Annotated in this window: 11 protein-coding genes; 9 read left to right on the top strand and 2 right to left on the bottom strand. The window is 42.0% G+C overall.

Annotated features, from left to right (window positions below):
* Positions 1–36 precede the first annotated feature (36 nt).
* Positions 37–1,137: an LLM class flavin-dependent oxidoreductase gene (locus tag VF06_RS10695; RefSeq protein ID WP_099068066.1), complete on the top strand. Its 1,101-nt coding sequence runs from the start codon at positions 37–39 to the stop codon at positions 1,135–1,137.
* Between the two features lie 144 nt (positions 1,138–1,281).
* Positions 1,282–2,250, top strand: a complete 969-nt coding sequence (locus VF06_RS10700) for a VOC family protein (protein ID WP_099068065.1) — start codon at positions 1,282–1,284, stop codon at positions 2,248–2,250.
* 162 nt (positions 2,251–2,412) lie between these two features.
* On the opposite strand, the gene VF06_RS10705 is transcribed toward VF06_RS10700, so the two are convergent.
* Together VF06_RS10705 and budA are read right to left on the bottom strand one after the other, a co-directional pair.
* Positions 2,413–2,814 (bottom strand): VOC family protein, encoded by a 402-nt coding sequence (locus VF06_RS10705; RefSeq protein WP_099068064.1) that lies wholly within the window; start codon positions 2,812–2,814, stop codon positions 2,413–2,415.
* 18 nt (positions 2,815–2,832) lie between these two features.
* Positions 2,833–3,612 (bottom strand): acetolactate decarboxylase, encoded by a 780-nt coding sequence (gene budA / locus VF06_RS10710; RefSeq protein ID WP_099068063.1) that lies wholly within the window; start codon positions 3,610–3,612, stop codon positions 2,833–2,835.
* 551 nt (positions 3,613–4,163) lie between these two features.
* Here budA and VF06_RS10715 point away from each other — a divergent pair.
* The 7 genes from VF06_RS10715 to VF06_RS10740 all read left to right on the top strand — a co-directional run bounded on the left by VF06_RS10715 (position 4,164) and on the right by VF06_RS10740 (position 12,064).
* Complete coding sequence (locus tag VF06_RS10715; RefSeq protein WP_099068062.1) at positions 4,164–5,468, top strand: MFS transporter; 1,305 nt, start codon at positions 4,164–4,166, stop codon at positions 5,466–5,468.
* Between the two features lie 851 nt (positions 5,469–6,319).
* The gene (locus tag VF06_RS10720) at positions 6,320–8,137 is read left to right on the top strand and encodes a vanadium-dependent haloperoxidase (protein WP_099068061.1); all 1,818 of its coding nucleotides are present in this window, start codon (positions 6,320–6,322) and stop codon (positions 8,135–8,137) included.
* Positions 8,138–8,614: 477 nt separating this feature from the next.
* Complete coding sequence (locus VF06_RS10725) at positions 8,615–9,562, top strand: zinc-binding dehydrogenase (RefSeq protein WP_099068060.1); 948 nt, start codon at positions 8,615–8,617, stop codon at positions 9,560–9,562.
* 91 nt (positions 9,563–9,653) lie between these two features.
* Positions 9,654–10,034 carry a hypothetical protein gene (locus VF06_RS10730; protein ID WP_218963809.1) on the top strand — a complete coding sequence of 127 codons (381 nt, stop codon included), beginning with the start codon at positions 9,654–9,656 and terminating at the stop codon, positions 10,032–10,034.
* Between the two features lie 133 nt (positions 10,035–10,167).
* Positions 10,168–10,968: an SDR family oxidoreductase gene (locus tag VF06_RS10735; protein WP_099068058.1), complete on the top strand. Its 801-nt coding sequence runs from the start codon at positions 10,168–10,170 to the stop codon at positions 10,966–10,968.
* Between the two features lie 4 nt (positions 10,969–10,972).
* Complete coding sequence (locus VF06_RS40585; RefSeq protein ID WP_180267347.1) at positions 10,973–11,125, top strand: hypothetical protein; 153 nt, start codon at positions 10,973–10,975, stop codon at positions 11,123–11,125.
* 24 nt (positions 11,126–11,149) lie between these two features.
* A complete protein-coding gene (locus VF06_RS10740; RefSeq protein WP_099068057.1) occupies positions 11,150–12,064 on the top strand; it encodes a TauD/TfdA dioxygenase family protein in 915 nt (304 codons plus the stop codon).
* The last annotated feature ends 9 nt before the right edge of the window (positions 12,065–12,073 follow it).

The raw sequence follows: 12,073 nt of genomic DNA on the forward strand, positions 1-12,073 counted from the left end.
GTCAACACTCCCCACTTCCTATTCCCAGGAAAAACTATGCCAGTGGAATTTATTGGATTAATTCGGACAAAACCTGTTTCAGAATTAAATAGTACAACAAGTACTCTCGGCGATGACATTATCGATGCGGCTTATGTTCGTGAATTTGCCAAAGCCCACGAACAAGCAGGCTTTGATAAAGTATTAATTGGCTATAGTTCTAGTAGCCCTGATGGTTTTACTGTAGCGAGTTTTGCCGCAGCTGCAACGGAGCGATTGGGCTTTTTGATTGCCCACAGACCAGGGTTTGTGGCACCAACTTTAGCAGCCCGCAAGGCGGCTACCCTTGACCATTTCACCAACGGTCGGATAGCAATACATATCATTACTGGTGGTAGCGATATCGACCAACAAAAAGACGGTGACTGGTTAGATCATGATAACCGCTACCGCCGCACTGATGAATATTTAGAAATTGTCCGTCGCACTTGGACGAGTGATACTCCCTTTGATTATGAAGGCGAATTCTACCGTGTCAAGGATGCTTTCTCTGCAATCAAGCCGCTACAAAAACCCCATATTCCCCTTTACTTTGGCGGTGCATCCAGTCCAGCAGTGAAAGTGGGAGCAAAACACAGTAATGTTTATGCTTTGTGGGGCGAACCAATCGCCGCAGTGAAAGAACGCATCGCGGAAGTTCGCGCCGCTTTACCACCGGGTGGTTCCATTCGGTTTAGCGTCTCCCTGCGACCGATCCTTGGTGCTACAGAACAAGAAGCTTGGGAAAAGGCGCATAGTATTTTGGCGAGAATTCAAGAGTTGCGAGGAGGGGCGAAAATAGCTTCCACAGCTAGACCCCAGGCGGTGGGGTCGCAACGTCTGTTGGATTTTGCAGCCAAAAATGAGGTTTACGATAAACGCCTATGGACACCCATCGCCGCAGCTACAGGTGCAGCAGGTAACACCACAGCATTAGTGGGTACACCAGAACAAGTTGCAGAAGCTTTAGTTGATTACTACGATGCTGGGGTAACTACCTTGTTGATTCGGGGTTTCGATCCTTTGGAAGATGCGATCGCCTATGGTCGTGACGTAATTCCTTTAGTACGAAAACAAGTAGCACAACGAGACCAGCAAGCAGTGGCAGCTAAAAGTTAACCATTAGGTTAATACACTAAAATTGAAAATTTATAAATCCCTAGCCATACGCTCACCAAACTACCAAGATATTGTTAGTATTTGGTGAGTTTCTTTTATCCTCAAAAATAATGTAAATTTTCTCTAGTTATCAGGTAAATCAGAATGATTAGTGGAATTTTTGAAAATTGTGTCGGCTCAAAGGATATTGAAGCTACTCTAAAATATTGGAATGAATTTGGTTATCGAGAGGTAAACAGAGGAGAATTTTCCGCACAACAGGCAAAATTACTCTACGGTCATGCCTCAGATTTAACATCACTGCGATTACAAAATGGCAACTCATCAGCTCATGGATTGGTGCGGGTAATGTGGTGGAAACAACCGCGCAATCAAGGTTTAGGTGATACCTTGCCAGTGGTGGAGGGTAGCCGCTGGTTTGCTTCTTTGACTCAAGATATTTATGCCATCGCCGATGCTTTTGCCGACGATAAAGCCAACGGTGGAGAGTGGATTTATACTGAACCAGTGCGGGGAATTGAGTTTATTGGTAACGTAGGAACAGGATTATATAACCGCTTTATTGGTGTCCGAGAAATGTTTGTCATTGGCCAAGAAACGCGACAAGCATTTTTTCAGCGATATAACTACGATCGCCCTGGCTACGGTACTATTAATCGCGATTCTGGGCTATTAGTTAGTGAAGGGACTCATTCAAGTTTCATTACTTCCGACCATAGCCTCACCTCATTTTACACAGAGGTTTTTGGACTCATACCGTCAGAGAATAACCCCAAATTATCTGGTTATAAAAACCCCTCAACCAAGCAGATTTTGATGCTTGAAGAAGGCCAAGAATTTTATCTTTCAGTTTTTGCTTCCCCAAAGACCAACGTCGGAGTTTTTCAAGTTTATAGCCCACTTTATCCTACAAGCGATCGCCGCGAATACGCTCAACCAGGTTCCTTAGGCATAAGCCTTTTCACTTATCAAGTTGACGATATTGCAGCTTTTCATCAACGCGTCATCGCCAGCAACGCCACCAACGTTACACCCATCGTCCCCAACGAATTTAGCGAACCTTCCTTTGGATTAATTGCCCCAGATGGGATGTACTGGGTAATCGTTGGCTAATGTGTTGATTGTTGACTGGGGAGATGAGGGAGACAAGAAAGCAGGGGAAAAGGTTAATGGTTCGACAAGCTCACCAACCGGGAAAAGGGAAAAGGAATAAATTTAATGTCTCCCCATCTCCCCATCTCCCCATCTCCCAATGCCCCATGCCCCATGCCCAAATTAAACCTCTCTACCCCCTGTATGCGAGGAATTAAAGGTCAATATGTAGCCATCCGGCCCAGTCAAGGTAAATGAACTGTGGATTCTCCCTGGTTCGATTTCGGAAACAGTTAGTCCCTGCTGTGTTAAAGCATCTCTAGTGGCAAAAACATCATCTACCATCAAGTCAAAAGGTGCTTTGGTTCCAAAAGTAATTGGCTCTGGTGTTGTTCTCAAAACTAAGTGCGTTCCTCCCCGTAGTTCTAAAACAGCTACATGTTCTGATTGTGTAATTAGCCGCAGCCCTATTTTGACAAAAAATTCGCTAGCCTCAGGCACATTACTCACATAGAATCTCACATGACCAATGGCCACAGGAGGACGAGTATCTTTTTCTTTAGCAATAGTTTCTGATAGTGGCATGGATTCGATCCAAAATATTTACTTAATACTCGGTATGCCATCTCCCAAATCAGCTTGGTCAAATTCAGCAGTTTTGGGCAAATTTATCTCAACATCTGACAGAGTATCAATCTCTACTTTAGCATTTTGAAACTGCCCATCTAAAATATGTCCTCCAGTTTTCCGATTTGCAGTTAAAAAATGAAAATGATATCCCCTGACATTTACTCCTTCCATATATTTGGGTGTACGAAATCCTATTAAAGTGCCATTTACGTTCCTTAACTCGAACACTGATTGTTCTTTGAGAGCATCTGCCAAAAGTCGGTAGGGCGGGGTTTGCTTGGGAACGCTTCTAAATTTTACATAAGGAAAATTACCTTGAATACGAATTGCATAAGGATAATTTTTAGTGGATAGGCGCTGATCCAAAGAAGCTTGCAATTGCTGATAAGTCATCTGTCCTTCTAAACGAATTAATTTTTCTGGTTTAAAAAAGGTAATTGTGGCAAAAGGACTGGCAACGTCATCAGGAATAACAGAGGCAACACCGTCAGCTTTAACTTGGTAAAATTTACCATCTAATCCAATCATTTCTCCATCAAGATAATTGACTGTACCCAAACCAAAATTACCGTATTTTTTCAACTGCTGAAAATTAGTTTTTCCCTCATAAATTCCTACTGAAAAGGCGCTAATTGTAGATGTTTGAAATAGTGTATTGGATGATGTATGCGCCTGAGTTTTTTCTGATATCATCACGCTTAGTAAGGTAATGATGGTTAAAATAGCTATCCAAAAATAACGCTTGAGTTTCATAAAATAAAACAGATAAAGGGTATTGGGCATGGGGCATTAAAAAGTCACGCATTTAAAAGTCAAAAGTTCTTGAATGCGTGAATTTTGTTAGAGCCACGATTTGCCGTGTCCGCGAGCGTTATGCAAGAATTTTGAATTGATTTGTCTCCCCATCCCCCTGATATGCTTGTTCTGCGATAATTGTCGTTCCTTAACAGACATGATATGATGCTTATTCACCGTGTATTAATTGTTTGAGTGACTTTTTTTCAGCAGATACTAAGGATGCAAACTTTCTGTTAATCTAACATTAAGCAAAGTTAACTATTGCTTGGGACTTGTAATGTACAAGGGTGGCTGACCTTTATCAAAAACATTCTTTCTGAGGACTTTGTATAAGTCTTCGAGATTCCTCATGTTGCTGATAACAAGAGGATAAAATTGTTGTCTTTTTATTGGGAAGACTATAAAAGCATTGGGTAATGCATCTTGGATTGATGATGCATCTATATCAATCTTGGATTAGTTGTAGAAAAACATGGTTAGAAACATTGTCAAACAGGGAAAAGCTGATGTTACCAAGTAATAGAGAAAAATTTTCAAAAGACAAATTAAAATTTGTGTCTTTTGAACTTCCACCGGCTCTAAAATCTCCGAATGTTGCTTGTTTTGTTATTGGTGAGAGCTTATCTTTTTTTGGCTCTTGGATGACACAAATTGCTTTAGTATGGTTAGTTTACCAATTAACTAATTCAGCTATCTTAGTAGGTATCGCAGGATTTACAAATCAAGCTATGGGATTGATTATTACACCTATAGTAGGAGTCCTATTGGATCGTTGGAACTTAAGATATGTTTTACTTACTACTCAGCTAACATCTATTGTTTTATCTTCTACATTAACGTTTTTAACTATTAGCGATCGCATTAATGTCACCTGGATTATTATCATTGGTACTCTTCAAGGAACAGTGAAAGCTTTTGATTTGCCAGCACGTCAGGTAATTATTCCCAGACTGGTGGATAAAAAAGCAGATATTTACAGTGCTATGGCCTCTCATTCCTTTTTAATTAACACTGCTAAGTTTGTCAGTCCCATGATTGGGGGTTTACTAATTGCAACTTCTGGAGCAGCTTCCTGCTTTTTGGTGGATAGTATTAGCTATTTGCCGTTTTTATCTGCTATTTTAACCATCCAAGTCAAGCCTGTTCTCAACAAACTATCAGATCGCAAAGCTAAAATCTGGCAAAATCTCAAAGAAGGCTTTGTTTTTGCGTATGATTTTTTTCCTATAAAAGCTGTATTAGGATTACAAATCGTCATTTGTTTTATGGCAATGACACATGTAAATCTAATGCCTATATTTGCTAAAGAAATTTTGCATGGCGATGCTAAAACTATGGGGTTTTTGATGACAGCTTCAGCACTTGGTTCTATAATTTCAGGATTTTATTTAGTTTTCCGAAAACAAGCCATAGGTTTAGAAAATATTGTCGCCCGATCGGCGGCAATTTTAGGATTATCTTTAATCATATTTTCCCGCATCCAAAATTTAGAAACTTGTCTAATATTTATGTTTATTATAGGGATGAATACTAGTTTAACTCTAGCTTCAATTAGTAATTTTATCCAACTAGTTATTGTTGATGAAAATAAAAGAGGTAGAGTCACAAGTATATTTACAACAGGTTTTTTAGGAATTCTACCTTTTGGTAATTTATTCTTTGGAGGACTGGCCGATCGCATCGGTGTAACTAATGCTTTATTATTTGGTGGTGCTTGTTGTATTATCGGAGCATATTTCTTTAGTAGGAAACTCGACATCATTAAAAGAATAGTACATCCAATTTATGTAGATATGGGCATAGTTAGTTAGTCAAAGGCAATGGGTAATAGACTTCTAAGAGAAGTCGGGAAAAGGGTAAGGGGAAAGGGGGAAAGGTTTGGTATTTTGCCTTTCCCCAATAAAGATGCATCCCTTTTTCCACAAGAGTGCAAAAAGCAATTGATTGCAATAGGTCTAATAGGCAATAGGTAATGGGCAATAGGCAATGGTTAATCGCCTGTTACCTGTTGCCTTTTGGCTTAAAAAACAACTTGACTTTTCAAGAAAACTCAAATTACTAGCTAAATTGTTGTCAAAACTACTTGATTTTCACAGGTGTTTGTGAGAAAGTCTGATTTAACAACTACAAACATCTGTAAATCGATAGTTTTACAGTATATTAGCAATTTAATTGGAAAAAATTGTGGTTTGAACTGTGCGATCGCTGCAATAGTTCAACCACAGCGTATGCTATTGATTCCATGAAAGCTGTAGGTGTAAAAGTTATGCCATCGATTGTTGAATAGCATAACTAAAGACTCAAAGTCATAACTAAGAGTGCAAATTACTTTCTAGTAAAGTGGCTCTAGGTTTGATAAGTAATTCACTAAAACTATTCTCTCCTTAAATTGGTGAGTGTTTCAAATACAACAGATTTCAACTTAGTCAAATTACAGCATTAGGGAACTCCAAAAAATAAATTGTTCCGATTTAGGTCGTTGACTGCTGACTGTCAACGGTCAACAGTTAACAGTCTTCTGCGGAATATTTTTTTATTTGGAAGTCCCTTAAGTGTGTTTTATTTCTGAATTCTCATTTCTGTTGTATACCACCTGAAACTAATCATTGGTTCGCTCACGGCTGAATTTTTGTATTGTTTTTGCCAGTGGAGATATCTTCTAATGCAACTAGATCCCAATTCCGATCAAAATTTTGGTCAAGATGGTCAAACTCAAAGTGAAATCAAGCAGCCTCAGGAATCCAAACTAAGTCGCACAAGACGCTTCTTTTTTAGCCGTAGTAGACGTTCATTTCTTGGTCGCGTCGGTTTATTTACAGTCGCCAGCACCGTTGGAGGAGTTTTAGGTTCAACTGTATCCTCCAAAAAAGCAGGAGACATTGCCCAAGCCACTAATCCTTCTGATGGAAAACTAAACTTCAACTATCAGAAGTTTGTTAATAAAGCTTTTCAAGTGCGTGTTGAAGCAGCAAGGCTAGAAAATAGTATTCCCATTCCGCCGCATCCCACCAATGGTGATGAGAGGCGATATGCCAACAAAATTGGCTCCGACAGTAGGGGACTACCTCACGATGCACGGGGTGAAGTCAAATTGGATGCTTACAACTCTTTGACTAAAGCACTGACAACGCTAAATCCAGATGATTTTGAAAAAATTATCTTGGGTGGCACCAGAAAACTAGTAAATCCCCAAGGGCCTCTAGCAATTAGCTTGGAAGGTATCAATGCAGCTCAGATAGCAGTACCACCACCACCAGCTTTACTTAGCGCACAAAGAGCTGCTGAAGCTGTTGAAATCTATTGGCAAGCCTTACTGCGTGATGTACCTTATTCCAAGTTTCAAAACAACACAGACGACCCAAAAGTTTTGGCAGCTGTGGCAGACCTCAATAAGCTTTCGGCGTTCCGAGGCCCAAAACAAAATGGCCTTGTGACTCCTCAAACTTTATTTCGTGGTAGCGTCAACTATGTCGATCGCAGTGATAGCTCTGGTAAAAAGATCAAATATGTAACTCCCCCAGGAGTACTAGACGGCCCTTACATATCACAATTTCTCCTGCGGACTATTGTTTGGGGAACTCAGTTTGTTTCTCCACTAATTCGTACCGCCCTTCCTGGCAATGACTTTCTGATTGATTTCAATGAATGGCTGACTGTGCAAAATGGAGGTAGTTCAGGGAAATCAATTAACTACGATCCTGTTAGCCGTTACATAGTCACGGTTCGCGATTTAGGTGAATATGCTCATATTGGCGGCCCTACCTACCTGGGAGCCTCCTTGATTCTTGGTAGTATCGGCACACCATTGAATCCAGGCAATCCCTACGTTAATTCCTTGACGCAAGTTGGTTCTGCTGCCACCTTTGCTGTTGGACAAATACAAGCCTTGCTCAACTTGGGTACTTCCCGTGCCATTAGAGCATCATACTGGCAGAAGTATTATGTACACCGCATTCTCCGCCCAGAAGCCTATGGTGGGCTAGTTTACAACAATATTGTCAATAATACTCAGTATCCTATTCATCCTGAAGTCTTAAATTCCCAAGCTTTAGCTTCCACCTTCAGAACCTTCGGTACTTATTTGTTACCTCAAGCATATCCAGAAGCAGCACCATTCCATTCCTCCTATACGGGTGGTGCTGCGGTTACTGCTGCTGTCAATATCACACTCCTAAAAGCATTCTTTGACGAGAACTATGTTATTCCCAACCCAGTCATACCCGACCCCAATGACCCTACAAAAGTAATTTCCTACACTGGCGCGCCTTTGACCGTAGGCGGTGAGTTAAATAAACTAGCAACAAACTATGCCATTGGTCGTGGTAATGGCGGTATTCATTGGCGTTCCGATGGTTCAGCTGCCTTAGCTTTGGGAGAAGAAGTTGCTATTAGCCTGCTTCGGGATGAAAGACTCGGTTACAACGAAAGATTTAGGGGATTTACCTTTACTAAATTTGACGGGACAAAGGTCACGGTGTAGGGGGAGTGATGAGTAGACCTCTTGTAAAAGTTACTTTTGCAAGAGGGGGGAAAGGGAAAAGGGAAAAGGTTAAAGGGAAAAGGTTAAAGGGTTGATTTGCCCTTTCCCCTTTACCCCTTACCCTTTTCCCCACTTCTAAGAGAAGTGTAGTGATGACTGGGAGTTATTCGCCTTATTTCTTTGTCTACTCTGTCCCCTGCTCCTTTTCCTCTTCGTTCACAGTCAACAGTCAACATACTTGCAAATCTTTTTGTCAGATGCTTGATTGTTATAGGTTTCTGTGATAATTTTCCTTTTACGTACTAAAAACTACGGTTAATCGATATATTTATTGTAGTTTTAGATATGATTGGCCTAGTTGCAGAAATTTAAAGCGAAGAAAAAATAAGTAACCTATCAAGTCAATCTGTCGATGTATTGCAAGCGCTAAATTGGAACCAACGATCTAGAAATTAACCTCTAAGCCAGGGGAACCTTATGAGCAAAATACGTGCTGTAATTGTTGACCCCAATGTGCCAGGGCGTTTGGCACTCAGTGAAGTGACTGCACCACAGCCTGCTTCAGATGAAGCTTTAGTACGGGTAGCAGCAATTTCCTTGAATAGGGGTGAGGTGAAGCGTTCAACCACTGCTGAAGCTGGCTGGCAACCTGGCTGGGATTTGGCTGGTGTTATTGAAACTCCTGCCATTGATGGGTCTGGGCCTCCCCAAGGAGCGCGTGTAGTTGGCTTACGTCGTAGCGGTGCTTGGGCAGAACTTGTGTCTGTTCCTACCAGCGCTCTAGCAGAAGTACCCCCATCAGTATCCTTTACTGAAGCTGCCACATTGCCCGTAGCAGGTTTAACTGCGTATCATGCCGTACTCAAAGGCGGTTCAGTTTTAGCTAGGCCTGTTTTGGTTACAGGTGCATCCGGAGGCGTTGGTTACTTCGCTATCCAATTGGCACGATTATCAGGGGCGCAAGTCGTGGCACACATTCGTCAAGCTGGCTATGAAACTTTAGTCAGAAAAGCAGGGGCACAGTCGGTGGTGATTGGTGAAGACCTTTCACCGGCAAGGGAATACGGGCCTTATCATCTGATTGTAGAGTCCGTAGGTGGCAAGACTTTGGGTATAGCCCTTGGCCTATTGGCTCAGGATGGAAAAACTGTGCTGTATGGAGTATCAGGGGGAGCGGAAGTAACCTTTAACGCCGCTCAATTTTTCGGGACTGGTGGCGTGAGTTTGTATGGTTTACGTCTGTTCGATGAACTGAGATTTGAATCAGCAGCAGTGGGTCTAAAACGGCTTTTGAGTTTAGTAGAAGCAGGTCAGTTGCGTCCTCACATTGATTTAGAAGCTTCTTGGACAGAAATAGCTGACGTAGCCCAAAAATTACTCGATCGCAGTTTTCCTGGTAAAGCTGTATTGCACATTTCCAATTGAGAATTAGCGAATAATTCCTAATGGGCTACGCTAACGTAATTCGTAATTATTTTCTTTGCTTAGAACTAAATTAATGTATGGAGTAATAATTATGAGTTACGAATTAGCAATTAATAATTCTGCTGATTTTTGGTTAAAACTAGACCAGCTTGTAACTACTAGTAAGCTGAAGATAGATCGTCCAAAAGGTACATCACATCCGCACTATCCATCCTTAATTTATCCATTGGATTATGGATACTTGGAAGATACTCGTTCTGGAGATCGAGATAACATAGATGTCTGGCTAGGAAGCCTGTCTGGCAAAGCAGTCACCGCCTTCATATGTAGTGTTGATTTAGAAAAGCGAGATACAGAAATCAAGATACTTTTAGGCTGTACATACCAAGAAAGTCGAGAAATTTTGAACATTCATAATATAGGTTTTCAATCAGCAATATTATTGGTTCGGGATGAGGTAGTTGCAGTTTAGAAAATAGTTGATTTGATAAAATCACAACTTCTGAGCCTGAAAAAGGATTCTGAAAAAAAATTACTAAACAAAAATTTACCAATTCGATACCAAATATAAAATCCAAAATCCAAAATCTAAAATCCAAAATCGTATGAGTTTAGAACTAAAACTATCAGGTAAAACAGCGATTGTTACAGGAGGAAGTGCGGGGATTGGCTTAGCGATCGCCAAAGCTTTGTATAGTGAAGGTGTGAACGTGGCGATCGCAGCTCGTAACCCAGAACGACTAGAAAATGCCGTTAGTGCCATCCAATCCTTACCCACCACAGGGGCAAAAGTCATCTCCATCAGTGCTGATTTGACTCAGGCCGAAGATGTAGAAAAAGTTGTGTCAACAACTCTGGCACAGTTTGGTCAGATTGATATTTTGATCAATAACGCCGGTTCAGCCCGTGCCGGCTCATTCCTCGAACTGAGCGACGATGTATTGTTGGACGCTTGGAACTTAAAACTATTGGGCTATATTCGCTTAGTCAGAGCCGTTGTACCCCATCAAAAAAATCGAGGTGATGGACGCATAGTCAACATCATCGGTGGTGCAGGACGGACACCTCGCCCTGGCTTTGTTCCTGGTGGTACCACCAACGCCGCCCTACTCAACTTTACGAGAGGAATTTCTAAAGAGTTAGCCCAATACAACATCCGAATCAATGCCATTTCACCTGGTGCTACCGCCACAGAAAGAGCCGAACGCTTGGCACAACAAAACGCCCAAGCACGTGGCATCACCGTAGAACAAGCCAAGGCAGAAACCATTCAAGGCATTCCATTAAAGAGAATTGCTCAACCAGAAGAAATTGCATCCTTGGCTCTATTTTTAGTTTCAGACCTTGCGGCATCGATTACAGGAGCAGAAATTCTTGTTGATGGTGGTTCTACGCCTGGTGTTTAGGGACATGGGGAGATGGGGAGACAAGGGAGAGGGGGAAGACAAGGAGAGAAGTCTGAGCGCCGGTTTCCGGCGCTCAGACTTCGGAGAGAAAGATTCCTACCTTGTCCCCCTTGTCTTCCTTGTCCTCTTTCCATGCCCAATGCCCAATACCCTTTAATAACAAATTAGGAGAAAAAAACAGATGAGTTCCGAATACTTTGACATCAAACCAGTTACCGGACGTATCGGTGCCGAAATCATTGGTGTGAATTTGAGTAACAACCTCAGCGATGAAGTTATCAGCGATATTCGCAAGACTTTAGTTGAATACAAAGTAATTTTCTTCCGAGATCAACATCAACTCGATGCCAATGGACAAGTAGCTTTCGCTCGCCGCTTTGGTGAAGTTACTACAGCTCATCCTACCGTTCCCTCACTTCCAGATCATCCAGAAGTCCTGGATTTGAATTACGGCAAAACCACTTCCCGTGCTAACAGTTGGCACACTGATGTCACATTTGTAGACCGTCCTCCCCTTGGCTCTATTTTGCGGGCACTGGTTATTCCTCCAGTTGGCGGCGATACTATCTGGGCAAACTCTGTAACTGCATACCAAGATTTACCAAATCATTTGCGTAGTCTTGCAGATGAACTCTGGGCAGTACATAGCAACGCCTTTGATTATGCAACTGGATTTGACCTGCCTGAAGACGTGAAAGCTTACCGAGCAGTTTTCACCTCGACGGTATATGAGACCCTTCATCCAGTAGTACGGGTTCATCCTGAATCTGGGGAACGTGGGTTATTTATTGGTGGCTTTGTTCGCCAGTTCCGCGGCCTATCAACAACTGAATCGGACGATATTTTAAGACTGTTGCAAGCTTACGTAACCCGTCCCGAAAATACAGTTCGTTGGCGTTGGCAAGTTGGTGATGTGGCATTCTGGGATAACCGCGCCACCCAACACTACGCAGTTGCAGATTACGGTAACCAACCCCGCCATGTCCAACGAGTGACAATCGTCGGCGACATTCCAGTAGGCATTGATGGTAAACAAAGTCAAGCCGTCAAGGGTGACTCTTCTGCGTACAACCGACGGGAGGCAGTTGCAGTGTAAGGGGGAGTG

This window comes from Nostoc linckia z4 (assembly GCF_002608075.1).
In the GTDB taxonomy this organism is placed as follows: Bacteria; Cyanobacteriota; Cyanobacteriia; order Cyanobacteriales; family Nostocaceae; genus Nostoc; species Nostoc linckia.

Bases quoted from the DNA above. Each gene is read 5' to 3' on its own strand.
- VF06_RS10735 (WP_099068058.1), top strand. From the start codon at position 10,168: ATGAGTTTAGAACTAAAACTATCAGGTAAAACAGCGATTGTTACAGGA.
- budA (WP_099068063.1), bottom strand. From the start codon at position 3,612: ATGAAACTCAAGCGTTATTTTTGGATAGCTATTTTAACCATCATTACC.
- VF06_RS10715 (WP_099068062.1), top strand. From the start codon at position 4,164: ATGTTACCAAGTAATAGAGAAAAATTTTCAAAAGACAAATTAAAATTT.
- VF06_RS10695 (WP_099068066.1), top strand. From the start codon at position 37: ATGCCAGTGGAATTTATTGGATTAATTCGGACAAAACCTGTTTCAGAA.
- VF06_RS10725 (WP_099068060.1), top strand. From the start codon at position 8,615: ATGAGCAAAATACGTGCTGTAATTGTTGACCCCAATGTGCCAGGGCGT.
- VF06_RS10705 (WP_099068064.1), bottom strand. From the start codon at position 2,814: ATGCCACTATCAGAAACTATTGCTAAAGAAAAAGATACTCGTCCTCCT.
- VF06_RS10740 (WP_099068057.1), top strand. From the start codon at position 11,150: ATGAGTTCCGAATACTTTGACATCAAACCAGTTACCGGACGTATCGGT.
- VF06_RS40585 (WP_180267347.1), top strand. From the start codon at position 10,973: ATGGGGAGATGGGGAGACAAGGGAGAGGGGGAAGACAAGGAGAGAAGT.
- VF06_RS10730 (WP_218963809.1), top strand. From the start codon at position 9,654: ATGAGTTACGAATTAGCAATTAATAATTCTGCTGATTTTTGGTTAAAA.
- VF06_RS10700 (WP_099068065.1), top strand. From the start codon at position 1,282: ATGATTAGTGGAATTTTTGAAAATTGTGTCGGCTCAAAGGATATTGAA.
- VF06_RS10720 (WP_099068061.1), top strand. From the start codon at position 6,320: ATGCAACTAGATCCCAATTCCGATCAAAATTTTGGTCAAGATGGTCAA.